Annotated in this window: 21 protein-coding genes and 1 other RNA gene; 10 read left to right on the forward strand and 12 right to left on the reverse strand. The window is 63.3% G+C overall.

What is annotated here, in order from left to right; all coding sequences use genetic code 11:
* The first annotated feature begins 276 nt into the window (after window positions 1-276).
* Genes EK416_RS14090 through EK416_RS14100 form a run of 3 tightly spaced genes read left to right on the forward strand, consistent with a single transcriptional unit; the run spans window position 277 to window position 3,362 of the window.
* Window positions 277-1,848 carry an ArnT family glycosyltransferase gene (locus tag EK416_RS14090; protein ID WP_164730036.1) on the forward strand — a complete coding sequence of 524 codons (1,572 nt, stop codon included), beginning with the start codon at window positions 277-279 and terminating at the stop codon, window positions 1,846-1,848.
* A complete protein-coding gene (locus tag EK416_RS14095) occupies window positions 1,833-2,975 on the forward strand; it encodes a glycosyltransferase (RefSeq protein WP_127078559.1) in 1,143 nt (380 codons plus the stop codon). Before EK416_RS14090 ends, EK416_RS14095 begins: the two co-directional genes overlap by 16 nt.
* A gap of 36 nt (window positions 2,976-3,011) precedes the next feature.
* Window positions 3,012-3,362: a DUF3147 family protein gene (locus EK416_RS14100; RefSeq protein WP_127078561.1), complete on the forward strand. Its 351-nt coding sequence runs from the start codon at window positions 3,012-3,014 to the stop codon at window positions 3,360-3,362.
* Window positions 3,363-3,476: 114 nt separating this feature from the next.
* On the opposite strand, the gene clpB is transcribed toward EK416_RS14100, so the two are convergent.
* Entirely contained in the window at window positions 3,477-6,077 is a 2,601-nt protein-coding gene (clpB, locus tag EK416_RS14105; protein WP_127078563.1) for an ATP-dependent chaperone ClpB, read from the reverse strand.
* A gap of 107 nt (window positions 6,078-6,184) precedes the next feature.
* On the opposite strand from clpB, the gene EK416_RS14110 reads away from it, so the two are divergent.
* Window positions 6,185-6,949 carry an MOSC domain-containing protein gene (locus EK416_RS14110; RefSeq protein ID WP_127078565.1) on the forward strand — a complete coding sequence of 255 codons (765 nt, stop codon included), beginning with the start codon at window positions 6,185-6,187 and terminating at the stop codon, window positions 6,947-6,949.
* 136 nt (window positions 6,950-7,085) lie between these two features.
* Window positions 7,086-8,942 carry a dihydroxy-acid dehydratase gene (gene ilvD / locus EK416_RS14115; RefSeq protein ID WP_127078567.1) on the forward strand — a complete coding sequence of 619 codons (1,857 nt, stop codon included), beginning with the start codon at window positions 7,086-7,088 and terminating at the stop codon, window positions 8,940-8,942.
* Between the two features lie 285 nt (window positions 8,943-9,227).
* Here the strand turns inward: ilvD and EK416_RS14120 are convergent, their stop codons facing one another.
* The 5 genes from EK416_RS14120 to EK416_RS14140 form a co-directional block, all read right to left on the reverse strand.
* The gene (locus EK416_RS14120) at window positions 9,228-10,028 is read right to left on the reverse strand and encodes a DUF4167 domain-containing protein (RefSeq protein WP_127078569.1); all 801 of its coding nucleotides are present in this window, start codon (window positions 10,026-10,028) and stop codon (window positions 9,228-9,230) included.
* 296 nt (window positions 10,029-10,324) lie between these two features.
* Window positions 10,325-11,245, reverse strand: a complete 921-nt coding sequence (prmC, locus tag EK416_RS14125) for a peptide chain release factor N(5)-glutamine methyltransferase (RefSeq protein WP_127078571.1) — start codon at window positions 11,243-11,245, stop codon at window positions 10,325-10,327.
* A gap of 24 nt (window positions 11,246-11,269) precedes the next feature.
* Entirely contained in the window at window positions 11,270-12,355 is a 1,086-nt protein-coding gene (prfA, locus tag EK416_RS14130; RefSeq protein WP_127078573.1) for a peptide chain release factor 1, read from the reverse strand.
* Window positions 12,356-12,615: 260 nt separating this feature from the next.
* Window positions 12,616-14,868 carry a phosphoenolpyruvate--protein phosphotransferase gene (ptsP, locus tag EK416_RS14135; RefSeq protein ID WP_127078575.1) on the reverse strand — a complete coding sequence of 751 codons (2,253 nt, stop codon included), beginning with the start codon at window positions 14,866-14,868 and terminating at the stop codon, window positions 12,616-12,618.
* Window positions 14,869-14,951: 83 nt separating this feature from the next.
* Window positions 14,952-16,208 (reverse strand): aspartate kinase, encoded by a 1,257-nt coding sequence (locus EK416_RS14140; protein WP_127078577.1) that lies wholly within the window; start codon window positions 16,206-16,208, stop codon window positions 14,952-14,954.
* 84 nt (window positions 16,209-16,292) lie between these two features.
* On the opposite strand from EK416_RS14140, the gene ubiG reads away from it, so the two are divergent.
* Both ubiG and EK416_RS14150 read left to right on the forward strand, forming a co-directional pair.
* Window positions 16,293-17,051, forward strand: coding sequence for a bifunctional 2-polyprenyl-6-hydroxyphenol methylase/3-demethylubiquinol 3-O-methyltransferase UbiG (gene ubiG / locus EK416_RS14145; protein ID WP_127078579.1), 759 nt, complete (start codon window positions 16,293-16,295; stop codon window positions 17,049-17,051).
* The gene (locus EK416_RS14150) at window positions 17,048-17,518 is read left to right on the forward strand and encodes a GNAT family N-acetyltransferase (protein WP_127078581.1); all 471 of its coding nucleotides are present in this window, start codon (window positions 17,048-17,050) and stop codon (window positions 17,516-17,518) included. The genes ubiG and EK416_RS14150 overlap by 4 nt, the downstream gene beginning before the upstream one ends.
* Before the next feature lie 468 nt (window positions 17,519-17,986).
* Here the strand turns inward: EK416_RS14150 and EK416_RS14155 are convergent, their stop codons facing one another.
* The 4 genes from EK416_RS14155 to EK416_RS14170 form a co-directional block, all read right to left on the reverse strand.
* On the reverse strand, window positions 17,987-18,505 hold the full coding sequence (locus tag EK416_RS14155; RefSeq protein ID WP_127078583.1) for a prolyl-tRNA synthetase associated domain-containing protein: 519 nt from the start codon (window positions 18,503-18,505) through the stop codon (window positions 17,987-17,989).
* Window positions 18,506-18,516: 11 nt separating this feature from the next.
* The gene (locus tag EK416_RS14160; protein WP_127078585.1) at window positions 18,517-19,389 is read right to left on the reverse strand and encodes a carbon-nitrogen hydrolase family protein; all 873 of its coding nucleotides are present in this window, start codon (window positions 19,387-19,389) and stop codon (window positions 18,517-18,519) included.
* Between the two features lie 37 nt (window positions 19,390-19,426).
* The gene (gene grxC / locus EK416_RS14165; protein WP_127078587.1) at window positions 19,427-19,681 is read right to left on the reverse strand and encodes a glutaredoxin 3; all 255 of its coding nucleotides are present in this window, start codon (window positions 19,679-19,681) and stop codon (window positions 19,427-19,429) included.
* Window positions 19,682-19,756: 75 nt separating this feature from the next.
* A complete protein-coding gene (locus tag EK416_RS14170; RefSeq protein ID WP_127078589.1) occupies window positions 19,757-20,542 on the reverse strand; it encodes a ComF family protein in 786 nt (261 codons plus the stop codon).
* A gap of 56 nt (window positions 20,543-20,598) precedes the next feature.
* Here EK416_RS14170 and EK416_RS14175 point away from each other — a divergent pair, with 56 nt between their 5' ends.
* Window positions 20,599-21,486 (forward strand): methyltransferase domain-containing protein, encoded by an 888-nt coding sequence (locus EK416_RS14175; protein WP_127078591.1) that lies wholly within the window; start codon window positions 20,599-20,601, stop codon window positions 21,484-21,486.
* A 3-nt stretch (window positions 21,487-21,489) separates the two neighbouring features.
* On the opposite strand, the gene EK416_RS14180 is transcribed toward EK416_RS14175, so the two are convergent.
* Window positions 21,490-22,272, reverse strand: coding sequence for a metal-dependent hydrolase (locus EK416_RS14180; protein ID WP_127078593.1), 783 nt, complete (start codon window positions 22,270-22,272; stop codon window positions 21,490-21,492).
* A gap of 245 nt (window positions 22,273-22,517) precedes the next feature.
* On the opposite strand from EK416_RS14180, the gene EK416_RS14185 reads away from it, so the two are divergent.
* Window positions 22,518-22,727 carry a hypothetical protein gene (locus tag EK416_RS14185; RefSeq protein ID WP_181952143.1) on the forward strand — a complete coding sequence of 70 codons (210 nt, stop codon included), beginning with the start codon at window positions 22,518-22,520 and terminating at the stop codon, window positions 22,725-22,727.
* Window positions 22,728-23,036: 309 nt separating this feature from the next.
* Here the strand turns inward: EK416_RS14185 and EK416_RS14190 are convergent, their stop codons facing one another.
* Window positions 23,037-24,821: a B12-binding domain-containing radical SAM protein gene (locus EK416_RS14190; RefSeq protein WP_127078594.1), complete on the reverse strand. Its 1,785-nt coding sequence runs from the start codon at window positions 24,819-24,821 to the stop codon at window positions 23,037-23,039.
* A 213-nt stretch (window positions 24,822-25,034) separates the two neighbouring features.
* On the opposite strand from EK416_RS14190, the gene rnpB reads away from it, so the two are divergent.
* Window positions 25,035-25,508: RNase P RNA component class A (gene rnpB / locus EK416_RS14195), an RNA gene on the forward strand.
* Window positions 25,509-25,525 lie beyond the last annotated feature (17 nt).

A 25,525-nucleotide genomic window follows, 5' to 3' on the forward strand; every position in this document is an offset into this window, starting at 1 on the left:
GCTTCTCTCGCCCTTCGCGCCGGTTGGCTTCCGCGCCACTTGACAGCCGAACGCAGAGCCCCGGCGCCGGATGGGTCCGCGCGACGCTCTAGCACGCACCTTCCATGGCGTAAACGGGCAGCCAATCGCAAGCGTACGACCCGGCACAAGGTCGGCCTTATAAAAGCGCCATCTGACGATTGCAGATGCCACCGGAAGGCGCGAGCTGCGCAATTGGAGTTGATGCACCGCGTCGTCTCGGCTATCGAGCCCGGGAACAAGGTTGGAGTTGTGCCGATGGTTTCGGTCGCGGAAGCGGCGTTGCGCGGGAAGGCAGATCCTTCGTCGCGGGCCCCTGTCGGGACCCTGGGGCTGACGCTCGGGCTCTTCGCGGTTTCATGCCTCATCGTCGCACGCTTCGTGCTTGCCGCGACGACCGACCTTGCCGAAGACGAAGCCTATTACTGGATGTGGTCGAAGCATCTGGCAGCCGGATATTACGACCACCCCGCCATGATCGCCTGGTGGATCCGCGCGGGCACCGAGATTTTCGGCGACACGGCTTTCGGCGTGCGATTCGTCGGCCTCCTGAGCACCGTCGCGGGATCATATCTCCTTTGGCGCGCGAGCCTTGCGCTGTTCGCCGACCGCGCGGCGGCGCTTCTTGCCGTCGTGTGGATGAACGGGACTATCCTTTCCGCCGCCGCCGGTATCGTCTCGACGCCCGACACGCCGCTCGCCTTTTTCGCGACATGCGTGCTGTTCGCGCTCGCGAAGCTTATCGAAACGGAGCGAGGCGCATGGTGGCTCGGTGTCGGCGGGGCTCTCGGCCTCGCCTTCATGAGCAAATACACCGCCGCGCTCATGCTGCCGGGCCTTTTTCTGTGGATGGCCGGCACGCGCGAAGGCCGCCGCTGGTTCCTGCGACCTGAGCCGTATCTCGGCGCTCTCGTCGCCATCGCGGCAATCGCCCCCGTCGTCTGGTGGAACTACGCCCACGACTGGGCGTCTTTCGCGAAGCAGGCGGCGCACGGCGTCAAGGACAAGCCTGCAAACGCCTTCGCGAGCGTCGGCGAACTGCTCGGCGGACAGGCGGGATTGGCGACGCCCCTCATATTCCTTTTCTGCCTGTGGGGCAGCTTTTACGCGCTCGCACGCGGATTGCGGCGCGGCGATGCGCGGTGGCTTCTGCTGGGCGGGATCGCCGCCCCGATGTGGGCATTCTTCATCGTCCACGCGGCGAGCCAGAAGATCCAGCCGAACTGGCCGGGGCTCGTGTACCCCTTCGCGATCCTCGCAGCCGTGCACGGCGGCCTTGCGGTGCTGGGGCATCGCCGCGCGCTCACGCTCCGCACCGCCTTCGTTGCCGCCCCTTTCATCGGCGCGGCTTTCACCCTTGTCGCGCTGCTTCAACTTGGCACGGGCGCGATTCCCATCGAGGCGAAAAAAGACCCGACGACGCGCATGAAGGGCTGGTCGGCGCTCGGCGCGGACATCGACCGTCTTCGGCGCGAGCATGGCGCGGGCCTCGTGCTGACGGATCGTTATGCCATCACGGGCGAACTGGCCTTCCACGGCATGGGCGCGGATGGCGTCGTGCAGATCAACGACCGGATCCGCTATTCCAATTTTCCATCGCCGGATGAATCCCGGCTGAAGGACGCGCCCGCGCTGCTGGTGCTCAAGGCGGGATCGCAGCAGAAGGCGTTCCCCGCCTTCGACAGCGCCGTTCAAATCGCCACCGTCACGCGACCGGGCGGATTGCAGCCCCGCGACGCTTATGCTGTATTCCTCCTCAGTGGATATCGCGGCGGCCTCTTCGCCTGCGATCCGGCGACCAGACAGGGCAAGACATGCAGCCAGATGTGACTGAAGCGCGGCGCATCGAGGCCGTACCCGCGATTGCCAAGGGGCCGGATCTCACCGTTATCGCGCCCACGTTCAACGAGCGCGACAACGTCGAGCCGCTGATCGAAAAGCTCGCCGCCGCGCTTTCCGGCGTCCATTGGGAAGTCATCTTCGTCGACGACGACTCGCCCGACGGGACCGCCGCCCATGTGCGCGAAGTGGCCCGCCGCGATTCCCGCGTGCGCTGCGTTCAGCGTCTTGGACGGCGCGGGCTGACGTCGGCCTGTGCGGAAGCCGTCCTCGCCTCCTCCGCCCCCTATGTGGCGATCATCGACGCCGACTTGCAGCACGACGAGACGCTTCTGCCGCGCATGCTCGAACTCCTGCAAAGGGAGCCGGAAACGGATGTCGTGATCGGCAGCCGCTACACGGAAAAGAGCCTGTCGGAAGGCTTCACGCGCGCGCGGCAGGCCATGAGCTTCATCGCCACGCGCCTCGCGCAGACCATCCTGCGGGCGAAGCTTTCCGATCCCGTATCCGGCTTCTTCATGGCGAAGCGCGAAGTCTTCGAGGGCTCGATCCGCAACCTCTCGGGCATCGGCAACAAGATCCTCGTGGATGTGTTCGCGTCGTCGCCGCGCCCCCTGAAGTTCAAGGAACTGGCCTACCAGTTCAAGGCGCGCCTCCACGGCGAAAGCAAGCTCGATACGTTGACCGTCTGGGAATATCTCGTCCTGCTTGCCGACAAGAGCCTCGGGCGCATCGTGCCTGTGCGCTTCCTGTTGTTCAGCCTCGTCGGCTTTACGGGCGTGCTCGTGCATCTCGGCGTGCTGCGCGCAGCCCTTGTCGCAACGCCGCTTTCGTTCGCGACCTCGCAGGCCCTCGCAACTCTCGTCGCCGCGATCTCGAACTTCTTCCTGAACAACTGGCTGACCTATCGCGACAAGCGCCTGACCGGCTGGCAGATCATACCGGGGCTGATCACCTTCCTGCTCGCATGCAGCGTCGGCGCGGTCGTGAACGTGGCGTTTGCTGAAACGGTCTTTGAGATGACCGCGCTATGGTGGCTCGCCGGGATCGCGGGCGCGGCGGTCAGCGCCGTGCTGAATTACGCGACGACATCGATCTTCACCTGGCGGAAGCGGTAGCGACGAAGCAAGAGACCAGGACGGGCAGTCGGGCAAATGACCTTTCTCTTCATCAAAGCCTTGGTTTCCGCTGCAATAATCGTCGCCGTTTCAGAAGTAGCGAAACGAAGCTCCACCACAGGCGCGCTCATTGTTGCTCTGCCGCTGGTGTCGGTGCTGAGTATGATCTGGCTCTGGGCTGAAACGGGCGATCGCGCGAAAATAGCGGCCCTTTCCGAAGCCACGCCGTGGTTCATTCTGCCAAGCTTGCCGATGTTTTTTCTGATCCCCGCGATGCTGCGTGCGGGTTATGGCTTCTGGATCACGCTTGGAGCGGGGCTTCTGCTCACCGCCGCGCTCTATATGCTGATAACCGTGATCCTTGCACGTATGGGCATTGCCCCGTAGTCGCGGCCTGTTTCCGTGTGACGCCTCTTCGCTCGTAAACGTTTCGGGCAAGAAGGCCGGGCGCTCGCCCGGCCTTCTGTCTTCTCAAAACAGCTTAAGTGATTGCGCCGCGCGTCAGGCCGCGAGGCTGAACGGGCGGTCGTTGATGATGAGCCCGTCCGAACCCGCCGTGATGCGCACCGTGTCGCCATCCTTCACGGCGCCCGCAAGGATCAACTCCGACAGCGGATCCTGCACCGCGCGCTGGATGACGCGCTTCAAGGGCCGCGCGCCATAGGCCGGCTCGTAGCCGCGATCCGCAAGCCAGTTCCGGGCCTTCTCATCGACATCGAGCACGATCTTGCGCTCGTCGAGCAGCTTCTGCAGGCGCTTGAGCTGGATGTCGACAATCGCACCCATCTCATCGCGGCGCAGCCTGTGGAACAGGAGAATGTCGTCGATGCGGTTCAGGAACTCAGGCCGGAAATGCGCCCGCACCACCGCCATCACCTGCGCGCGCACCTCAGCTTCGCTCTCGCCCTCCGGCTGGTTGACGAGATATTCCGAGCCGAGGTTCGATGTCATGATGATGATCGTGTTGCGGAAATCGACCGTGCGGCCCTGACCGTCCGTCAGGCGGCCATCGTCGAGCACCTGAAGCAGGACGTTGAACACGTCCGGGTGCGCCTTCTCGATCTCGTCGAACAGCACGACCTGATACGGCCTGCGGCGCACGGCTTCGGTCAGCGCGCCGCCTTCCTCGTAGCCGACATAGCCGGGAGGTGCGCCGATAAGCCGGGCGACGGAGTGCTTCTCCATGAACTCCGACATGTCGATGCGCACCATGGCGCTTTCGTCGTCGAACAGGAACGCCGCGAGCGCGCGTGAAAGCTCGGTCTTGCCGACGCCGGTCGGACCGAGGAACATGAACGAGCCGATGGGCCGGTTCGGGTCTTGCAAGCCCGCCCGCGCGCGCCGCACGGCGGTCGCCACGGAGCGCACCGCCTCCTCCTGGCCGATGACGCGCTTGCCAAGCTCGTCCTCCATACGAAGCAGCTTGTCCTTCTCGCCTTCGAGCATCTTTTCGACGGGGATACCCGTCCAGCGCGACACAACGCCCGCGATGTGGTCCGGCGTTACCGCCTCTTCGACCATGCCGGTTTTGCCTTCTCCCGCGGTTTCCATCGCCTTGAGCTTCTTCTCAAGCTCGGGAATCACGCCGTATGACAGTTCGCCCGCGCGCGCGAGGTTGCCCTTGCGCTGCGCCTGCTCAAGTTCGTTGCGAGCGGCGTCGAGTTCTTCCTTGACCTTCTGCGAGGAAGCGAGCTTGTCCTTCTCCTCCTTCCAGCGGCGCGTGAGGGCGTCGGATTTCTCCTCCAGATCCGCGAGATCCTTCTGAAGGCGTGCGAGACGATCCTTCGACGCGACGTCGCTTTCCTTCTTCAGCGCTTCGCGCTCGATCTTGAGCTGGATGATGCGCCGGTCGAGTTCGTCGAGTTCCTCGGGCTTCGAGTCGACCTGCATGCGAAGACGGCTCGCTGCCTCGTCCATCAGGTCGATGGCCTTGTCGGGCAGGAAGCGGTCCGTGATGTAGCGGTTCGACAGCGTCGCCGCCGCGACGAGCGCCGAGTCGGTGATACGCACACCGTGGTGAAGCTCGTACTTTTCCTTGAGGCCGCGCAGGATGGAGATGGTGTCCTCCACCGTCGGCTCGCTCACGAACACGGGCTGGAAGCGGCGGGCAAGCGCCGCGTCCTTCTCGATATATTTGCGGTATTCGTCGAGCGTGGTGGCGCCGACGCAATGCAGTTCTCCGCGTGCGAGTGCCGGTTTCAGGAGGTTCGATGCGTCCATCGCGCCCTCGGCCTTGCCCGCGCCGACGAGCGTATGCAGTTCGTCGATGAACAGGATGATGCCGCCCGCCGCTGCCGTGATCTCCGAGAGCACGGCCTTCAGGCGTTCCTCGAACTCGCCGCGATATTTCGCTCCCGCGATGAGCGCGCCCATGTCGAGCGCGAGAAGCTTCTTGTCGCGTAAGGATTCCGGCACGTCGCCATTGACGATGCGCAGCGCAAGCCCTTCGGCGATGGCGGTCTTGCCGACGCCCGGCTCGCCGATCAGCACGGGGTTGTTCTTCGTGCGCCGCGAAAGCACCTGGATCGTGCGGCGGATCTCCTCGTCGCGGCCGATCACGGGGTCGAGCTGGCCCTTCGCCGCCGCGTCCGTGAGGTCGCGGGCGTAGCGCTTCAGCGCGTCGTAAGCTTGTTCGGCGGATGCGCTGTCGGCGGTGCGGCCCTTGCGCAGATCGTTGATCGCGGCGTTGAGCCCGGTCGGCGTGACGCCCGCATCCGCGAGGATCTTCGAGGTCTGCGCGTCCTTCTCCATCGCAAGAGCAAGCAGAAGCCGCTCGACGGTGATGAAGCTGTCGCCCGCCTTGTCGGCGATCTTCTCCGCCTGATCGAGGACGCGCGCGAGTTCGGGCGCGATGTAGATCTGGCCCGCGCCTTGCCCCGTCACCTTCGGTATCTTGGCGAGCGCCTGCTCGACGCGCGCAAGCGCATCCTCGGGTCGGCCGCCCGACTTGGCGATCAGTCCGGCGGCAAGTCCCTCGCTGTCGTCGAGCAAGACTTTCAGAAGGTGTTCAGGTGTAAGTCTTTGATGTCCTTCGCGCAGGGCGAGCGACTGCGCGGACTGGAAGAAACCTTTCGAACGGTCGGTCAGTTTCTCGAAATTCATGGTTGCCTCGGTGGCTGCTAGACGCAGCCGCGTATCTGGACAGGAAGCAGGTTGATGCCGTCATATATGGCAGCATCATTCGTCAAAAAAAGGCTTCAGGCGCTCGCATGTCGGCTACGCCCAAGATAGTTTCACTGGTCCATTATCCCATGAAAGGGATGAACGGGATCGACGCGCCGAAAGCAGACTTAACACCCGGTGAAGGCATGCCTTTCGACCGGATCTACGCCATCGAAAATGGCGGTCACGCTTTCGACACGCTGAGCCCGAAATGGTTCCCGAAGGTGCATTTCCTGCAATTGATGCGAAACGAGCGGCTAGCCAGCCTGCACCTTGCCTTCGACGAGGACAGCCACACGCTCACGCTGTTCCGCGACGGCCGGCAGGTTGCGCGAGGCGCGCTGAAAACCAGGCTCGGCCGTCAGATGATCGAGCAGTTTCTCGCGGCCTACATGAAGGATGACCTGAAGGGACCACCGCGCATCGTGCATGCCGACGGCGATCAGTTTACCGACATCGCCGCGAAGGCTCTGCATGTCGTCAATCTGGAGACGGTGCGCGACGTTTCCCGCGTAACAGGCGTAGACCTCGCCCCCGCGCGCTTTCGCGCGAACCTCTATTTCGAGGGCTTGCCCGCGTGGGAAGAGCGGCACTGGGTCGGCAAGACGTTGACCTGCGGCGGCGCGCAGCTTGAGGTGTTCGCGGAAACGGCGCGTTGCGAGGCCACGAGCGTCGACCCGGCGACAGCGCAGCGCGGGATTTCCATTCCGGCGGCGCTGCAAGGCACATGGGGTCACAAAAACCTGGGGCTTTACGCGAAGGTTACGCGCGGCGGCGCGGTCGGCGTCGGCGATGTGCTCACGGTTGCTTGAGATACGCCACTTCATGAGCGCGCGCATCCTTGCCGCCGGGCAAAGAAAGCGCGACATACGTTTTTCGCTAGATAAGACAGCGCTCGCGGGTCTATGAACTCGCCGTAGTTATTCTAAAACAAGAAGGCGCACGACAATGCCGGACTATCGCTCCCGTACCTCGACCCATGGCCGCAACATGGCGGGCGCTCGCGGTCTCTGGCGTGCGACCGGCATGAAGGACGGCGATTTCGGCAAGCCGATCATCGCCATCGCCAACTCGTTCACGCAGTTCGTCCCCGGCCACGTGCATCTGAAGGATCTCGGCCAGCTCGTCGCACGCGAGATCGAGAAGGCGGGCGGCGTCGCCAAGGAATTCAACACCATTGCCATCGACGACGGCATCGCGATGGGCCATAGCGGCATGCTTTATTCTCTGCCGTCGCGCGAAATCATCGCCGACGCGGTGGAATATATGGTCAACGCGCATACCGCCGACGCGCTCGTGTGCATCTCGAATTGCGACAAGATCACGCCCGGCATGCTGATGGCGAGCCTGCGCCTCAACATTCCGACGATCTTCGTTTCCGGCGGCCCGATGGAAGCGGGGAAGGTCACAGTTGGCGGCAAGACGCACGCGGTGGATCTCATCGACGCGATGATCAAGGGCGCGGACCCAACCGTGTCTGACGAGGTGGCCGAAGCCTATGAGCGCGACTCGTGCCCGACCTGCGGCTCGTGTTCGGGTATGTTCACGGCCAATTCCATGAACTGCCTTACCGAGGCGCTCGGTCTTTCGCTGCCCGGCAACGGTACGATGCTGGCCACCCACACCGACCGCAAGGACCTGTTCCTCGAAGCGGGGCGGCGCATCGTCGAAATCACGAAGCGCTATTATGAAGGCAACGACGCCAGCGTGCTCCCCCGCTCCATCGCCAATTTCGAGGCCTTCGAGAACGCGATGACGCTCGACATCGCGATGGGCGGCTCGACCAACACGGTGTTACACTTGCTCGCCGCCGCGCAGGAAGCGGGCGTGCCCTTCACCATGACCGACATCGACCGGCTGTCGCGCCGCGTGCCGTGCCTCTCGAAGGTCGCGCCGAACATCGCCAATGTCCATGTCGAGGACGTGCATCGTGCGGGCGGCATCATGGGAATCCTCGGCGAGCTCGACCGCGGCGGGCTGATCAATCGGGGCTGCGGCACCGTTCATGCGCCGACCATCGCGGATGCGCTCGACAAGTGGGACATCGCGCGCACCAATTCGCCGGAGGTGCAGACCTTCTACAAGGCCGCGCCCGGCGGTGTCCGCACGGTCGAGGCCTTCAGTCAGGCCGCGCGCTGGGACGAACTCGACGCCGACCGCGCCAAAGGCGTCGTCCGCTCCGTGGAGAACGCGTTCTCGAAGGATGGCGGCCTCGCCGTGCTGTTCGGCAACATCGCGCTCGATGGCTGCATCGTGAAGACGGCGGGTGTCGACGCCTCGAACCTCACCTTTACCGGTCCCGCCGTGATCTGCGAGAGCCAGGAAGAGGCGGTGGAGAAGATCCTCGGCGGCGCGGTCAAGGAAGGCGACGTGGTGCTCATCCGCTATGAGGGGCCGAAGGGTGGCCCCGGCATGCAGGAAATGCTCTACCCGACGAGCTATCTGAAAAGCATGGGCCTCGGCAAGAAATGCGCGCTGATCACCGACGGGCGCTTTTCCGGCGGTACCTCGGGCCTGTCCATCGGCCACGCCTCGCCCGAAGCGGCAGAAGGCGGCGCGATCGGCCTCGTCGAGCAGGGCGACATCGTCGTCATCGACATTCCGAACCGCCTGATCCGCGTCGACCTGCCCGACGAAGTGCTGGCGAAACGCCGCGCGGCGATGGAAGCAAAGGGCGGGGCTGCATGGAAGCCTGTCAGCCGCGTTCGCCATGTGAGCCAGGCGCTGCGGGCCTATGCGGCGCTGACAACGAGCGCGGCGCGCGGCGCGGTTCGGGACGTTTCGCAAGTCGAGCGCAAGGGCTGAACGAGCAGCGCTCCCGTCTGAAAGGCTCGCCGCTGGCGTTGTTCCGCGACGGGCATCGGGTGCAATAGATAAGCCCGCCTACGATCGGCATCGATTCGACGCAAAAGCCGATTCGGCTGCGCCAATATCACTGCGTCGTGCCGCGTTCGATTGCGGCATGACCGCTGCAAGAACAGCGACAGGCGCGAAAAAAGCCCCGAGCGTCAGCGTCGGGGCTTTTCCAATTTTGCACTCTCGCGAGCCGCCAGAACGCTATCGAGGGCGTGCGCGACCGCTCCCGGCGTGTCAGGACGTGGAGTCGTCGGTTTTGGGGTCGATGACCGCCGCCACGGCAGGCGCGGCATTGGACAGCGCGGCGGTTCCGCTGCGGCCCGTGTAAGTCTTCACCGGAGCGGCTTCACCGATCGGGCGGCGGCGGCGGCGGCGCGGCAGGCGGTCGCCGTCCGGCGCGCCGTTATAAGCCTCGCCGTTTGAAACGCCGTTGACCGGCTGCGGTGCGCCGTCAACCGCGCTGCTGGGCTGCGGAGGAAGCACCACCGGCTGTTGCAGGAACTGCGGGAAAGCGTTCTGCGGGATATAGGGCTGCGGCTGCTGATGTTGATTGTAGGATGGGACGCGCTCGGGGCGCTCGCCGCGATCCGGGCGTTCGCCGCGCTCGGGCCGCTCGGCGCGTTCTGGGCGCTCCCCGCGGTCGGCGCGCTCGTTCCGCTCGGGCTGAAAGCGTTGCTGGGGAGCAAAATCGTCCCCGTCGCCATCATCGTCATCGGAGTCGAAATCGCGCGAATAGGCATCCTGTCCGCCGAACCGCCCGCCGTTGAGCGGCTGCTCGCCGCCGGTATTCTGAGCCTGCGCGGCAAGGATGATGCGGTTGTAATGCTCGGCATGCTGAAGATAGTTTTCGGCGGCCACGGAATCGCCGGAAGACATCGCGTCGCGAGCAAGAGACGTGTATTTCTCCGCGATATGCATCGCTGTGCCACGGATCTTGACGTCGGGACCACTCGATTCGTAGTTCCGGCTCATGGAATTCTGTGGCTTGCGGCCGCCACGATTGCGGCCTCTGCGGCTTTGCTGTCCTTGCCTCATGGGTCCTGTCTTGTCGAAGGTCACAAAAGCTCACCTCATGCAGACATGGCGTGTTGGTGCCGGTAAATGCCTGCAACAGTATAAAATCTCAGTCCAGCCTGCCTGTCAGTTCGAAGCAACGCTAACTTGAGAAGCAGATGTTTCTAGGCTCCGCGCAGTAAGAAACGTGAACCACGGATACCGCCGATGCCTGAAATCAGCACCCGGTCATAGCATCAGTTTTTTGGTAGCCTACGTTCCTACGCCTCGTCGTGTCTCAACCGCTGCGGGTTGACGAGGCCGCCTCTGCATTGACCCTATCCCGATCCAATCGGATTTCCAACCTTTTTTTTGCCGCGCATCGCGTCGTCAGACGGCTGTCTCACTCCTGCAACGGCTCGCTCGATCCCCGCCAGATCCGCAAAAATTTCCGTTTGGAATCCGACGTCGAGTTCCGTCAGCATGTCTCTAACCGACCGTGCCTGACGATGCCCCGTCTCGAAAACCACGATTCCTGACATGCGCAAAATGCGCGAAACTTGCGGCACAATATCCCGGTACGCCTTAAGCCCGTCTTTCCCCCCGTCCAGCGCAAGCGGGGGATCGAAATCCCGCACCTCGGCGCTCAATCCCGCGATGTCGGCTGTTTCAATATAAGGAGGGTTACACGTAATGATGTCAAAAGTTGCATCGGCAAGGGCACTGCCCCAATCTCCGCACAGGAAAATGGAACGGGACGCGAAGCCGAGCCGCGCGAAGTTCCTCCGTGCCGTTCGCAACGCCCCTTCGCTGCGGTCGATGCCGATTCCCGTCGCGTTCGGCAACTCCGACAGAAGGGCGGCGAGGATGCAGCCCGTGCCGGTCCCAAGGTCGAGGATGCGAAGCGGCGCGTTCGCGCAATGCCGGTCGCGCGCCCATACCAACGCGGTCTCGACGAGAACTTCCGTGTCCGGACGTGGATCGAGTGTATGCGGCGACAGCTCGAACGGCATGCCCCAGAACTCGCGCACGCCCAGGATGCGTGAAACCGGCTCGCCCGCGAAACGCCGCTGAGCGACATCGATAGCCCGATCCAGCACTGCGTGCGGAAGCGCTTCGTCGCGCCGGGTGACTGCCTCTTCCGGCGAGAAGCCGGCGGCATGCGCCGAGAGAAGACGCGCATCGAGAGCCGCCGACTCGATACCGGCCTGCCTGAACCTTTCGGTGAGATAGCGCACCAATTCCCCGAACGTCGTCATCCGCGCTCCGCTGCGCCCGTTGCCTCAGGCATGGGCCGCGGTTTCCGCGGCAAGCTGGCCAGCCTGATGCTCCGTGATCAGCGCATCGATGATCGTGTCGAGCCCGTCGCCCTCCATGATCTGCGGCAGATTATAGAGCGTCACATTGACGCGATGATCGGTCACGCGGCCCTGCGGAAAATTGTACGTGCGGATACGCTGCGAGCGGTCGCCGGAGCCGATCTGGTCCTTGCGTTCCGCTGCGCGGGCTTCGTCGGCCTTCGTGCGCTCCATGTCGTAAAGGCGCGCGCGAAGCACCTGCATGGCGCGCGCGCGGTTCTGATGCTGCGATTTCTCGCTCGACGTCACGATGATGCCGGTGGGAAGGTGGGTGATCCGAACCGCCGAATCGGTGGTGTTCACATGCTGGCCGCCAGCGCCGCTCGCCCGCATCGTGTCGATGCGGATGTCCTGCTCGCGGATTTCGATGTCGATATCCTCCGCCTCCGGCAACACGGCCACCGTCGCCGCCGAAGTGTGGATGCGGCCCTGGTTCTCCGTTTCGGGCACGCGCTGCACGCGATGCACGCCCGACTCGAACTTCATCCGCGCGAACACGCCCTTGCCGCTGATGGCCGCCACGATTTCCTTGTAGCCTCCGGCGTCCGCATCGCTGACCGAAAGCACGTTCACTTTCCAGCCCTTGAGGTCCGCATAGCGCTGGTACATGCGGAACAGGTCCGCCGCGAACAGCGCGGCTTCCTCGCCGCCGGTGCCCGCGCGCACTTCGAGGATGGCGCTTTTCTCGTCCGCCGCGTCCTTCGGCAGAAGCATGATCTGAAGCTCGTGCTCCAGCTTCTCGACGCGCGGCTCGGCCGCCTCCAGTTCCTCGCGCGCAAGCTCCACCATGTCCGGCTCGGAGGCCGGATCTTCGATCATCTGGCGCAGGCTGTCGCGCTCGTCTTCAGCGGCTTCGAGCGTCTTGATGGCCGCGACGAGCGGATCGAGGTCCGAAAATTCCTTTGAGAGCTTCTTGAACGTCTCCTGATCGCAGCCTTCCGAAAGCTGTGCCTGGATGGTTTCCCAGCGCCCGACGAGCCGCTTCAGTTTTTCTTTCGGTATGGATGCCATGAGTCGATCCCTGTTCATCACGACCAAACCCCACGGCCGGCGCGACGAAAACTTGTTATTTGCCTGATCGGCTGGCGCCAGGGCGCATACGTTTGATTACCGTCGCCTCAAGCTCGCGATCAAGCGTACACGCCCAAAGGGCACAAGCAACTAATTGAATAAGCGGAGTGAATTTCACATTTGATGGGAGTGCCGCAGCCTGTCGCGATCAAATGTCAAGTTCACTGCACCGGGCGTGCGCAGCAGCCCATATCCGTTCTCTAGATATCAATGTTTTCCTTCCGCGCAAACTCGGTCAGTTCGCGCCGGATGGTCGGGCAGTTTCCGTCGACGAGACCGTTCAGGGTCTCTGCGAGCTTCTGCGTGTCGAGGGAAAGGACCATGGCCTTGATGGGCCCCACCGATGCGGGCGCCATGGAGATGGAGCGGAAGCCGAGCCCGATCAACGCCATCGCATCGACAGGCCGCCCCGCCATCTCGCCGCACAGTGCGAAGTCGGTCTTGTGCGCTATGGCCTTCGTCGCGATCTCGCGCAGCACCTTGAGCGCTGACGGGTGCAGCGGATCGAATCGCCTGGCCACGCGCTCGTTTTCGCGATCCGCAGCAAAGAGGAATTGCAGAAGGTCGTTGCTGCCGACCGAAATGAAGTCCACCAGCGGAAGGATCTGATCGAGCTGGTAGAGAATGGCCGGGATTTCGACCATCACACCGATGCGCATCTCCGACGGCAATTCGTGACCGTGCCGCTTCGCGTGCTCGACTTCCTTGTCGATGAGTGCCTTTGCGCCGAGAAGCTCGGAAACGTCGGCGATGAAAGGCAGCATCAGCGAAAGCTCGCGTCCCGCCGCCGCGCGCATCAGGGCGCGGGCCTGCGTCCGGAACAGCGCGGGCCTGTCGAGGGACATGCGGATCGCGCGCCAGCCCAGCGCCGGGTTTTCTTCCTTCACGCGCCGAAGGTACGGCAGCACCTTGTCGCCGCCCACGTCGAGCGAGCGGAACACGACACGGCGGCTGGCGGCCATGTCGAGGATGCGGTTATAAGTCTTGCGCTGCTCCTCCATTTTCGGAAAGCGCGACGCGACCATGAACTGAAGTTCGGTTCGGTACAGGCCGATGCCATCGGCGCCGCTTTGATAGAGATGCGGCAGATCCACCGTGAGCCCGGCGTTCATGTTGAGCAGAACGCGCTCGCCGTCCTTGGTGATCGCCTGCACATGGCGAAGCTTGGAGAAGCGGGCCTGCCGCCGCGCGCGAAAACGCGCCTTGTCGGCGTAGGCGCGGATGAGTTCGAGCGACGGGCGAACGTGGAACTGCCCGGTCGCGGCATCCAGAATCGCCGGGTCGCCGTGATCGGCGATCGACAGCACGTCCGGCACCTGCACGAGCACCGCGAGATTGAACGAGCGCGCCACGATGGACACGTGCGAGGTCGCGCCGCCTTCCTCGATGACGAGGCCGCGCAGCTTGCGTGGATCGTAGCTCAGAAGTTCGGCCGCGCCCATATTGCGGGCGACGAGGATTGCGTCGTTCGGCAGGCGCTCGACATGCGTCTCCTGCCCCTGAAGCGTCCGCAGAAGCCTTGTCGACAGGTCGTCGATGTCGTGGCTGCGCTCGCGCCAGAAGTCGTCCCCAACCTTCATGAGTTGCGTGCGCATGTTCTGCTGAACGCGTTCCACAGCCGCCTCGGCGGTGAGCCCGGCCATGACGGCATCGCGCATGCGCCGCGCCCAGCCCTTGTCGTTCGCCAGCATCTGCACGGCTTCGAGAACGGCCTTGTGCTCGCTGTCCTGGGGCGAATCTTCGTGTTCGAGATGGCGCCTGATATCGTCCTTGAGGCGTTCGAGCGCGTCTTCGAGGCGCTTCAGTTCCGCAGGGATGTTGTCCGCGAAAAACTTCAGCACCACGGGGCGCGGCTCGTGCAGCGCGATGTGGCCGAGCGCGAGTCCATCCGCAAGCGGCGTGCCCTTGAGCGTGACCGACGTTTCGCGCCGCCCCGGCGCGTGGGATACCGCGCCCGCGAAAGCGCCCGATCCGATGAGTTCCGCTAGCACCATGGCCGTCGTTTCGAGCGCCTCCACCTCTTCCGTCGTATAGCGGCGCTCGATCTTGTTCTGCACCGTGAGAACGCCGATGGTGCGCCGCTCGCGCACGATCGGCACGCCGAGGAAGGAGTGGTAGTTCTCTTCGCCTGTCTCAGGCTTGTAGGAGAACGAGGGGTGTTTCTGAGCGTCGGGCAAATTGATGGGCTGTCCCCAGTCGGCGATCAGACCGACGAGACCCTCGCCCTTGTTCATGCGGAGCGCGTGAACAGCCTCTTTCTTCAAGCCCTCGGTAGCGAAAAGCTCGAGCGACTCGTCCGGCAGGCGGACATAGATCGAACTCACCTCGGCGATCATGTTCGAGGCGATGACTTTGACGATGCTATCCAGCTTGGCTTGCGGCTCTGACGCACTCGCCATGATTGCCCGCAAGCTTCGGATCAGCACCCATGGTGGACGTTGTGTCCAGGGCATCTGCCTGGTTCCAATAACCTGTTAGGTTGCGAGGGTAAGGCGCCCCTGCCACGCGAGCGCCCGAATTTCCGGTTCGTGTCGTTTCAGGTTCGGTCCAGACCGAACAAGCTATGCAGTGTGTTGACCGCCTCCTCGGTATGCGCCGCGCCGATGAGCACGCTGATCTTGATTTCGGACGTCGAGATCGCCTGGATGTTGATGCCCTTCTTGGCGAGAGCCTGAAACATCTCTGCGGCCACGCCTGCGTGGCTGCGCATGCCGACGCCGATGACCGACACCTTCACCATATCCGTGTCGCCGCGAAGGTCGCGATAGCGGATCGTATCCTGATTATCGCGTAGCACCTGTAGAGCGCGCGGCAATTCCGATGCCGCCACGGTGAAGGTGAGGTCGGTTTTCCGGCCATCCTCGGAAATGTTCTGCACGATCATGTCGACGTTGATGTTCGCTTCCGACAACGGCACGAAAATGCTCGCGGCAACGCCCGGCTTGTCCTCGATGCTCAGGACCGTGACCTTTGCCTCGTCTTTCGCGTAAGCAATGCCACTGACAACGTGATGTTCCAGCATTTCCGTTTCGTCGCAAACGAGCGTCCCGCACTTTTCGGATACTCCGGAGCGAGCGGGTTCGCATGATTCAGGGTTATCGAAGCTAGAACGAACTTGTACACGCACGCCTTGAGCCATTGCAAGCTCGACAGAGCGCGTCTGGAGCACTTTCGCGCCCAGAGACGCCATTTCCAGCATCTCCTCATACGAAATGCGGGGGAGCCTGCGGGCGGCGGGCACAATGCGCGGGTCTGTTGTATACACCCCATCGACGTCCGTGTAGATATCGCAGCGCTCCGCCTTGAGAGCGGCCGCCAGCGCAACCGCGCTCGTGTCGGAACCGCCGCGCCCGAGGGTGGTTATACGTCCTGAAGGGGCAATGCCCTGGAAGCCTGCCACGATGGCAACTTCTCCGCCTTCGACGCTCGCGAGCAGGTCAGACGTTTCGACGCGATCAATGCGCGCGACGCTGTGCGAATCGTCCGTGACAAGCGGGATCTGCCAGCCCTGCCAGGATCGCGCCCTGACCCCGATGGACTGGAGAATGATCGCCATCAACCCCGCCGTGATCTGCTCGCCCGACGACACGACGGCGTCATACTCGCGCAGGTCGTACAGCTCGTGAGCCTCCTTGCACCATCCGACGAGACGGTTCGTGTGGCCCGCCATGGCGGAAACCACGACAGCGACGCGATTTCCCGCTTCGACCTCACGCTTGACGTGGAGCGCCGAATTTCTGATGCGGGCGATGTCTGCGACGGAAGTTCCGCCAAATTTCATGACGAGCAGCATGGGACTGGCTATATGGTGCGAGAGTGAAGATAACGGTGCGACCGTATGCAGATTTCGCGCCGCAGGAGATCAGGAACGCCATTGATGGGGATTGAGGCAGAAACACGGCAGAGTCCGTCTCTGGACGAGACAGAGTTGCGGCATTTCGAGAGTCTCGCGAAGGAGTGGTGGGACGAACGCGGCAAATTCAGCGGTTTGCATGCTTTCAATCCTGCGCGGCTCGCATTTATCGTGGCGGAAGTCAAGCGCTGGCGAAAGAGCCAGCCTAATGAATTCCGCCCGCTTCAGGGGCTTGACGTTGTCGATATCGGCTGCGGCGGCGGCATCCTGTCGGAGCCGCTGGCCAGGCTGGGCGGCACTGTAACAGGAATCGACCCGGTAGAGGAGTCCGTCGGCGTCGCCCGAGCGCACGCGGCCAAGCTGGGCGTTCCGGTGACGTACCGCAACGCTACCGCCGAGGATCTGGCGCGCGAAGGGCTCACATTCGATGTCGTCGTCGCCTCGGAGGTGATTGAACATGTCGCCGACCCGCAGTCCTTCCTGAAGACCTGCCGCAGCCTCGCGAAGCCCGGCGGGCTGATCGTGCTGTCCACGCTGAACCGCACGTCGAAATCATACGGCCTTGCCGTGTTCGCCGCCGAACGCATCCTCGGCCTCGTTCCGCCCGGCACGCACGACTGGAAAAAGTTCATCAAGCCGGACGAACTCGCGGGCGCGCTGTGGGACGCGGGCTTCGCGGCCGCTCGGCGCGCGGGCATGATTTACAAGCCGCTGTCGGGTTCCTGGACGCTCTCCGACACGGACCTGTCGATGAACTACCTCATGTCCGGCGAGGCCGTTTGACGCTTCCCTGCCGCATCCGCGCACCCGTCCCCGGCGACGAGGCCGGATGGCGCAGGCTGTGGCAGGACTATCTCGCGTTCTATGGCGTTGCGGTTCCGCCCGATGTGACCGACGCGCTCTGGCGGCGCATCCTGGAGCCGCGCGAGCCGGTGCATGCGCTCGTCGCGGAAACGCGCCTCGGCTTTTTCAGCGCGGGTCAACTTGTCGGCTTCGCGAATTACGTGCTGCACGCGCACACGCTCGGACCGCAACCCGTTTGCTATATGGAAGACCTGTTCGTGGCGGCCGACGCACGCGGGCAGGGCGTCGGCCGCGCGCTCATCGAAGCGCTGATCCACAAGGGGCGGGTGGAGGGCTGGCCGCGCGTCACCTGGCACACGCATGAGGCGAACGAAGCCGCCCGCGCGCTTTACGACAAGATCGTGCCCCGCGACCCGTTCATTCGTTACAAGGTGAAGCTGCGGTAGCGGAGGTGAACGCAGCATAAACAAGCGCGCGCAAAGCCTTCCGTGTCCAGGACCAAAAGAGAAACCGGTTTCTGCTAAAGCTGTATCCGAATTGACCGATGGAGACGAGCTTGGTCCGGGTCCGGTTCTTCAGGGTGGTACTGGCGCTTCCGGCGGTGCTTTTTCTCGGCGCCCTTCTGATGTCATATGCGTCGGTGATCGACGTTCTGACGCTTTTCTTCCTGCTCTGGATCGCGGCAATCATTCACGTCGTCTTCCTTTTCGCCTTCCGCTGCCCGCGCTGCGATGTCTCGGCCTATGCGATGCACGCCGAGCATGGCGTCCGGGCTGCGTTGCCCGTGCCGAACCGCGTTTGCGTGAATTGCGGGTATGACTTCATCAAGGGCGACGCTGCGGCGCCCGAAGCGCCCGTCGCCGAACCCGCGTTAACCGTCACGAAAAGCGTCTCCGAGGTGGACTGGCGCGAACTCAGGGTTCCTCCGGCGGAGCCTTCAGAGGAAGTTCGCACCAACGCGGCTCGTGCCCGTTTACGCGAAGGAGCCGCATCAGGCCGTCCATCGCGATCGTCGTCGTCATGGTATTGACGAGCGGATGAGCGCTGACCGTTCTCGCCACGCGCATGCGTTCGTCGAAAATCGGCAGGACGCGCCGCTCCGTATCGTTCACCAGCGCGAACGGTGTGACGCTTCCCGGCAGCACTTTCAAAGCCGCCCCCATCGTTTCCGGCGAGGCAAAGGAGAAGCGCCCGTTTGCGCCGAGCTGTTTCGCAAGCGCCTTCAGATCGAGCGGCGGCGTAAGCAGATGCATGGTGACGAGGTAAAGCTGCTTTGCCTTGTCCTCGACCACGATATTCTTGACCGGAAACTCCCAGCGCGACACGTCACGGTCCGCGAGCCCCTGCGCCGTGTGCACTTCCTCGTGCTCCACTGTGTCGGACGCAATGCCGAGCGACGCGAGAAGACCGAAGAAGGCGCGCCAGTCATTCATGAAGACGCGCGTCAGCCGATCGCCTGAAGTGTGGCGCCCTTCGGCATCTGCACCACGCTGACCTCGAAGTCGCGCGCGTGATCAAGCGCCGGAATGCGGGCACGCACGCTGTCCACTTCCGCCGGATCGATGTCCGCGACGATCACGCCCGGATCGGTGTCGCCCTCGGCGATGATTTCCCCCCAGGGCGAGATGATCAGGCTATGCCCGAAGGTCGTGCGTCCATTTGCGTGACGGCCAGCCTGCGCGGCGGCGAAAACGAAGCAGCCGTTTTCGATGGCCCGAGCGCGAAGAAGCGTATGCCAGTGCTTCTCGCCCGTGACTTTCGTAAAGGCCGACGGCGCGGTGAGAAATTTCGCGCCCGCCTGGGCCAGCGCCTTGAACTGCTCTGGGAAACGGATGTCGTAGCAGGTGGCGACGCCGAGCGCGCCCCACGGAAGCTGCGCAACATAAGCGCGGGCGCCGGGGATGAAGGTGGCGGACTCGCGGTATGTCTCGCCGCTCGGCAGATCCACGTCGAACATGTGGATCTTGTCGTAGCGAAGCACGATATCGCCGTTCGGCGTGAACAGAAACGCGCGATTCGCCGCCTTGTCGTCGCCGATCTTCACCGCGATGGAACCGATGTGAAGCCACACACGCAACGTTTTCGCCAGGTGGGCGAAGTGTGCCACGCCTTCCGTTTCGGCCTCGGGAGCGATCTTTGCGAGGAGGTGGGGCGCGTCCACCTCCATCAAAAGCGTATTTTCCGGCGTCTGGATATAATGCGCGCCCTTGCGTGCCGCATCGCGTATCAGCGCTTCCGCCTCCAGAAGATTATCTCGAACGTCTTTCCCCGTCCGCATCTGGACGAGGCCCACTCGAAACGGATCTCTTTCGGCCATGCTCTTGCCTGCTCCTTAAAATGTCAGTCTATTTTGCTCAGCTTTGCAGCAGAGGATCAAGTTCGCCTTTCGCATCCAAGGCATGAAGGTCGTCACATCCGCCAATATGTCGCGATCCGATGAAGATCTGGGGAACCGAGGTGCGGCCGCCGACGAGGTCCGACATTTCGGCGCGCTTCGCCCGATCCGACACGTCGATTTCTTCGAAGGTTACGCCCTTGCGAGCGAGAAGGGCCTTGGCGCGACGACAATAGGGACAGGACGGCGTGGTGTAGATGGTCACTGGCTGCATGATGTGTTTCCTGGCGTTCAGACCCGCAAGCAGATGGTGTGCAAAGCGCCGCTGGTCCAGAGCCGGGAGCGTGAGCTAAAGCACATCTTCGCCTTCGTCAAGGAAAGCGGGAGCACCTCGCCAGACGAGTGCCACGGCGAGAACGTCGACTGCCCGCGCCCCCGCCGCGAGAAGCGCCGCCGCGCAAGCATTTGCGGTCGCTCCGGTCGTAATGACATCGTCCACGAGCAGCACGCGCTTTCCCGCTACGGCGCGCCGCCGGTCCGCACTGATGGCGAACGCTTCCGCGACGTTCGCGCGGCGCGCGTCATGCTGAAGGCCGACCTGCGCTTTCGTCCGCTTCGTCCGCTTAAGCGCCATGACCGAAGCCGGAACGCCGGACGCGCGCGACAGTCCCTGCGCGAGCAGCGCCGACTGATTGAAGCGGCGTTGCAGGAGCCGGAACCGGTGCAGCGGCACGGGCACGATGATGTCCGCGTCGGCCAGCAGGTCGCGCCCCGCATCGCGCATCAAGCGGAGAAACAGGGGCAGCGGCTCGTGCCGATCCTCGAACTTGAACCGCACGACGAGTTTTCGAATCACGCCGCCGTAAACGCAGGCCGCTCGTGCACGGTCGAAAATCGGTGGATCGGCGAAACCCTGAACCGAGAGATGCGGCCCGCTGCCATCATAGCCGGGAAGAGGGATGCCGAGCCTGCCGCAATAGGGCGCCGTGATTGGAACGAGGCCGCCCCAGCATTTCGCGCAAAGAAGGTTGTGCCGCGTGACCGGTGCGGCGCATGATACGCAGACCGGAGGCAGAATGAGTTCCGCCGAATAGCGCAGGCTTTCGGCGGCGAAACGGGCAACGGGCTTAAACATCGAATGCAGGGAAGAATGAATTTGTCTGAAATCGACAGTAATCCCGGACGAACGCATTGACCAGTCCCGGAATTTTCGACCGGAACCAGATTCGCCGCGCGCTGGCCCGCGCAAGCGGCACGCTTCCCGCGTCGGATTTCCTCATCCGGCACGCGGCGGAGGAGCTTGCGGATCGGCTCGGCGGGATAAGGCGGGAATTCGCGCGCGTGGCGGATGTCGGCGCTCATCACGGCGTCGTGGCCCGCACGCTTGCCGCGCGCTTCCCCGGCCCAGCGCCCCTTTCTCTTGCGCCGACGCTGTCGCTCGCTGAAGCCTGCCCGAAGCCCGCGGCGGTCGCGGATGCGGAGGCGCTGCCGCTGAAGCAAGGCGCGTTCGACCTCGTCACCTCGGCGCTGTCGTTGCATTTCGCGAACGATCTACCCGGAGCGCTGATCCAGATCCGCCGCGCACTCCGCCCGGACGGCCTGTTCCTCGCCGCGCTGCTTGGCGGCGACACGCTGATCGAATTGCGCCAGGCATTCATGCAGGCGGAAACCGAAACGGCGGGGGGCGTGTCGCCCCGCGTCTTCCCAACCGCCGACTTGCGCGACATGGGCGGACTTCTCCAGCGCGCGGGCTTCGCGCTGCCGGTTGCCGATTCCGAGCAACTGACGGTGACCTATGCCGATGCGCTTGCGCTCATGCGCGACCTGAAGGCGATGGGCGCGGCGAACCCTCTCGCGGCCCGCTCCCGGCGTTTCATGCGACGCGACACGCTGTTTCGCGCCGCCGCGATTTACGCCGAGCGTTTCGCGGGCGTCGATGGCCGCGTCCGCGCCACCTTCGAGATCATCTATCTGTGCGGCTGGTCGCCTCACGAAAGCCAGCAGCAACCCGCAAAGCCCGGCTCCGCCACGGCGCGCCTCGCCGACGCGCTCAAGGCGAAGGAACAGGGCTTTCGCTGAGCTTCAAGGGGCCACGGACGTCTTCAGGTCTGCCGCCGTCTTGACGGGCTCTGCTCCTACCGACTTCGGCAGTTCGATGCCGAACCAGTTCCCCTTCGGCAGCATCCGCTCCTTGAGGAACGTGAGCACCGTCGGCGGCGCCATGATGTCCTCGAATTCCCGCGAGGGCGGGGCGCCCGCCACCACTGCGCCGAAAGCGACACCCATCATCGCCGATGCGCGCCACGATTTGCGATCCACGACCTTCAGCGCGGTGCCGAAGGACTTCTTGATCTGCGCACCCTCGATATCGACGGAATAAAGCTCGTCGAGCACGAGATGGATAAGGAAGCCGAGCAGCACGAATAGGCCGGTGAGCCACGCGAGCGCGGCCGGTTCGCCGAAAATGCGGGCGAAGATCACCGCCGTCAGCACCATGAAGAAGCCGCCCGCGAGCAGCGAATGGAAAATGCCGCGGTGGCGCGTGCGGGCGTGGAAAATCCAGTAAACGCCGTACCGCACAACGCCGTACACGCCGAGCCAGACGATCCAGAGTTCCGCGATGGAATAGTGCTTTTCGAGCGAGAACAGCGCGATGAAAGCAGCGATCACGCCCAGCGCCGAGAACAGGATGCGCGAAGGGATCGCCTTTTCGAGGTCGATGTCGGGGAGGATGCCGCCGATGGTGCCCGCGAGGGTCAGCGTCAGGAGGTAGTTGTTCGGCGCTGCGTTTCCCGCCAGCGCGACCGTTGCGCAAAGCCCGCTGCCGACCGCCGCCACGGCGAGATGCGTATTGAAGTTCGCCATTTGTGCCCTCCGTTTGCAGAAGATTAACTGATTCGGCGCGCCCGGATGGGTGGAGCAGCGGCGTTGTCCGCTCAGATCGGCGTGAACGAGGGCGCCGTGAAAAGGCAAGGCTTGCGTTTAGCCGCAAAAAAGGGTAAAGAAACTTGTCTGGTTTTTATTGCCTAGGTTTTTCAGATATGCGCCATTTACTCACAAGCCTTATTGCCCTTTCGGTCTCATCCGCAGCCTTCGCCGCAGATACGTACGTGCGAGGTTACACTCGCAATGACGGCACCTACGTCGAGCCGCATTACCAGACGAGGCCGAACAATAATCTCAACGACAATTTCAGCACCAAAGGGAATGTGAACCCGTACACCGGGCGCGAAGGTTGGATCGACCCGAACCGTAATCTCTACGGTTCGGGCTCGTCCAACGGCCAACGTTCCGGCTATTCGAATGGCTGGGGTCGCTAATGATCCGATTCCGACATTTGCATCCGTTTGCAGCACGCTTGCGAGCAAATGTCGGAATCGAAAGGACCACGAGCAACATCATGATTCTAGTGGAGCTTTTGAATTTGAGATTTGAGCGAGAGTTCGCAGCAACCGGAACTCAAATGTCAAATTCGCTCCACTAAAGGCGTAACGAGGGCCACCCCGCTAAGAACGGGGTGCACTTGCGTCGAACCGAGTCCGATGCCGGGACGCTGATCGACAATAAGAGCCTGCAAAGGCATGCCGCGTCCGATTTAGCACCGCGTCGCAATGTCGTGGCGGCGGACATTACTCGGCGGCGGCGCGCGCCTTGATCGCCTCCCGCGCCGCGTCCTCGCCGCGTCGCTTGGTGACGGCCTCTGCGCCCCCGCGTGTCGTCTGGAACATTTCGAGGCTGGCGAGTTCGTCCGGAACATCGGTCTGCAGGGCAAGGTCGAAATAGGCATTCCGGTTCGCATCGCGCAGGATCTGCCGCCGCCAGGAGTCCATGCGCGCGATCCAGTAGCCCATCAGCAGATGCTTGCGAACGGTTTCATAGAGGTAGCGCGGGTAGAATGTCAGCCAGCTTTCACGCGGCAGTGAGGGGCGCCGGTCGCGGCGGTATTTAAGGCGGAGATAACCGCTTTCCAGCGGATGCACGCCCTCGTACCGGATCGAGAAGAAGAACCAGTACATCATGACCATGACCTTGCCCGGCTTCATGCCGCAGGCGACGGCCCGGCGCATCACGGTTTTCATGTGCTCCGGCGCGTAGAACGAGCGCCACGCGGCCCGGTAGGTCTCTTCCCACTCCGCCTGTGTCATGCGCGGGTGATGGGTGACGGCGTGATTGATGTCGTACTTGTTCATGTCCGGGTCCATCCAGACGCCGTTGCGATAGAGCGTCTGATGGTCCTCAGAGCCGGGAAGCGGCGTCAGCATGAAGAATTCGAGCACATCGACGGGCAATTCACGCTTGATGATCTCGATATCGCGCGCGACCGTATCGGGCGTGTCGTTCGGGAAACCGATGATATAGCCCGCATAGGTGACGACGCCGCGCTTCTTCCACGCCTGAAGCATCGCGCGGTAATCGGTGATCTTGTTCTGTCGCTTTTTCGCGCCGAGCAGACTGTCCGGGTTGATGTTTTCGAGGCCGATGAAGACGCGGGACACGCCCGCCTTGCTGGCCTTTTCCACGAATCCCGGGATCTGGTGGCAGAGCGTGTCGACCTGAATCGTGAACTTCACCTTGATGCGCTCGCGCTCCCGAAGCGCGATGACGCGGTCGAACAGGGCTTCCCAGTTGCGATTGCGCGCAAAATTGTCGTCGGTGATGAAAAAGCGATGGATGCCCTGGGCGTGGTTCTCGCGGATGATGGCTTCGAGGTCGTCCGGCGAACGGAAGCGGCTCTTGCGGCCCTGCACGTTGATGATCGTGCAGAAGGAGCACTGATACGGGCAGCCGCGGCCGAGGTCGAAGCTGGACGTGACGCCGAGAGTCCGCCGCACATGCTCGCGCGGCAGCATGGGATGGGGCTGATGCGTCATGTCCGGCAGGTCGGACATGAAATTGTAAAGCGGTTGCAGCGCGCCTTCGTAAGCGTCGCGCAGCACGATGTCGAAGCGCCCGTCCTCCGCCTCGCCCGCGAAAAGGCTGATGCCGTGCTGTTGCGCCGCGCGGATGTCGGCCGGCAGCTCCGGCAGCATCGCAACACATCCCGAGACATGGAAGCCGCCGATGGCGACCGGCAGGCCCGCCTTGCGGAATATCATCGCGAGATCGACCGCGCGGGGAAACTGGTTCGTCTGCACGCCGACGATGGCGACAAGAGCCTTCTCGCCGGGCTTTATCGAGCTGATGATGGCGTCCGGCCGCACGCGCCGGTTGGTCTCGTCGTAAGTCGCGATGGAAAGCTCGACATCGTCTCCGAGCACCGCGCGTGCCTTGCAGTCTTCCGCGATGCCGTTGAGGCAGGCTAGCGTATTCGACGGGATGGCGGAGCGCAGCCACTGGATCGGGTAGCCGTCATCGTCGTAATGCGTGGGCTTGATCAGGATCAGGTGAAAGATTTCGCCAGAAGTTCCGTCCATGCCCGTCCTACGCTCATAAAAGAGGAATTCGGATATTCTGCCCTTCTAGAGACATGACACCTGGCATACAAGGTGCACTTATGGCTTGTTAACAGTATTTTACACAACCTGACGCAGCAGCCTTGAGAATTGCAATGCCTCGCGGTTGTCATGCGCAGGTGATTGCCATCATCGCTCTTGACGCCGCAGCCATTCACCCCAATAGGTAAAGGGCCAGTTGGCCGGATGGCCGCTGTTCGCGCGCTCCTTATGGGCCGAGAGGTCGTGAGTGCGTGAATGGAGGAAAGTCCGGGCTCCACGGAAACACGGCGCCGGATAACGTCCGGCGGGGGCAACCCCAGGGACAGTGCCACAGAAAGCAAACCGCTGCATCCTGTGCCCATCGCGCTTCTGCGCAGCTTGAGGCCGTTCGGCTTCAGGATTGGGCTTCCGATGCAGCAAGGGTGAAAGGGTGCGGTAAGAGCGCACCGCGCGGCTGGCAACAGGCGCGGCAAGGTAAACCCCGCCGGGAGCAAAACCGAATAGGGACGGCACGGCTCGCGGGCTTCGGCTCGCGGCGGAATGCGTTTCCGCATCGCCGTCCGGGTTGGTTGCTTGAGGCGCGCGGCAACGCGCGTCCCAGATGAATGGCCATCGCGGCGGAACAATCCGCCGGCACAGAACCCGGCTTACAGGCCGACTGGCATTTTTTCTCGACGGCGCGA

Origin of the sequence: Rhodomicrobium lacus, from assembly GCF_003992725.1 — a bacterium.
Taxonomy (GTDB): Bacteria; Pseudomonadota; Alphaproteobacteria; order Rhizobiales; family Rhodomicrobiaceae; genus Rhodomicrobium; species Rhodomicrobium lacus.

Bases quoted from the DNA above. Each gene is read 5' to 3' on its own strand.
- EK416_RS14090 (WP_164730036.1), top strand. From the start codon at position 277: ATGGTTTCGGTCGCGGAAGCGGCGTTGCGCGGGAAGGCAGATCCTTCG.
- EK416_RS14095 (WP_127078559.1), top strand. From the start codon at position 1,833: ATGCAGCCAGATGTGACTGAAGCGCGGCGCATCGAGGCCGTACCCGCG.
- EK416_RS14100 (WP_127078561.1), top strand. From the start codon at position 3,012: ATGACCTTTCTCTTCATCAAAGCCTTGGTTTCCGCTGCAATAATCGTC.
- clpB (WP_127078563.1), bottom strand. From the start codon at position 6,077: ATGAATTTCGAGAAACTGACCGACCGTTCGAAAGGTTTCTTCCAGTCC.
- EK416_RS14110 (WP_127078565.1), top strand. From the start codon at position 6,185: ATGTCGGCTACGCCCAAGATAGTTTCACTGGTCCATTATCCCATGAAA.
- ilvD (WP_127078567.1), top strand. From the start codon at position 7,086: ATGCCGGACTATCGCTCCCGTACCTCGACCCATGGCCGCAACATGGCG.
- EK416_RS14120 (WP_127078569.1), bottom strand. From the start codon at position 10,028: ATGAGGCAAGGACAGCAAAGCCGCAGAGGCCGCAATCGTGGCGGCCGC.
- prmC (WP_127078571.1), bottom strand. From the start codon at position 11,245: ATGACGACGTTCGGGGAATTGGTGCGCTATCTCACCGAAAGGTTCAGG.
- prfA (WP_127078573.1), bottom strand. From the start codon at position 12,355: ATGGCATCCATACCGAAAGAAAAACTGAAGCGGCTCGTCGGGCGCTGG.
- ptsP (WP_127078575.1), bottom strand. From the start codon at position 14,868: ATGCCCTGGACACAACGTCCACCATGGGTGCTGATCCGAAGCTTGCGG.
- EK416_RS14140 (WP_127078577.1), bottom strand. From the start codon at position 16,208: ATGCTGCTCGTCATGAAATTTGGCGGAACTTCCGTCGCAGACATCGCC.
- ubiG (WP_127078579.1), top strand. From the start codon at position 16,293: ATGGGGATTGAGGCAGAAACACGGCAGAGTCCGTCTCTGGACGAGACA.
- EK416_RS14155 (WP_127078583.1), bottom strand. From the start codon at position 18,505: ATGAATGACTGGCGCGCCTTCTTCGGTCTTCTCGCGTCGCTCGGCATT.
- EK416_RS14160 (WP_127078585.1), bottom strand. From the start codon at position 19,389: ATGGCCGAAAGAGATCCGTTTCGAGTGGGCCTCGTCCAGATGCGGACG.
- grxC (WP_127078587.1), bottom strand. From the start codon at position 19,681: ATGCAGCCAGTGACCATCTACACCACGCCGTCCTGTCCCTATTGTCGT.
- EK416_RS14170 (WP_127078589.1), bottom strand. From the start codon at position 20,542: ATGTTTAAGCCCGTTGCCCGTTTCGCCGCCGAAAGCCTGCGCTATTCG.
- EK416_RS14180 (WP_127078593.1), bottom strand. From the start codon at position 22,272: ATGGCGAACTTCAATACGCATCTCGCCGTGGCGGCGGTCGGCAGCGGG.
- EK416_RS14190 (WP_127078594.1), bottom strand. From the start codon at position 24,821: ATGGACGGAACTTCTGGCGAAATCTTTCACCTGATCCTGATCAAGCCC.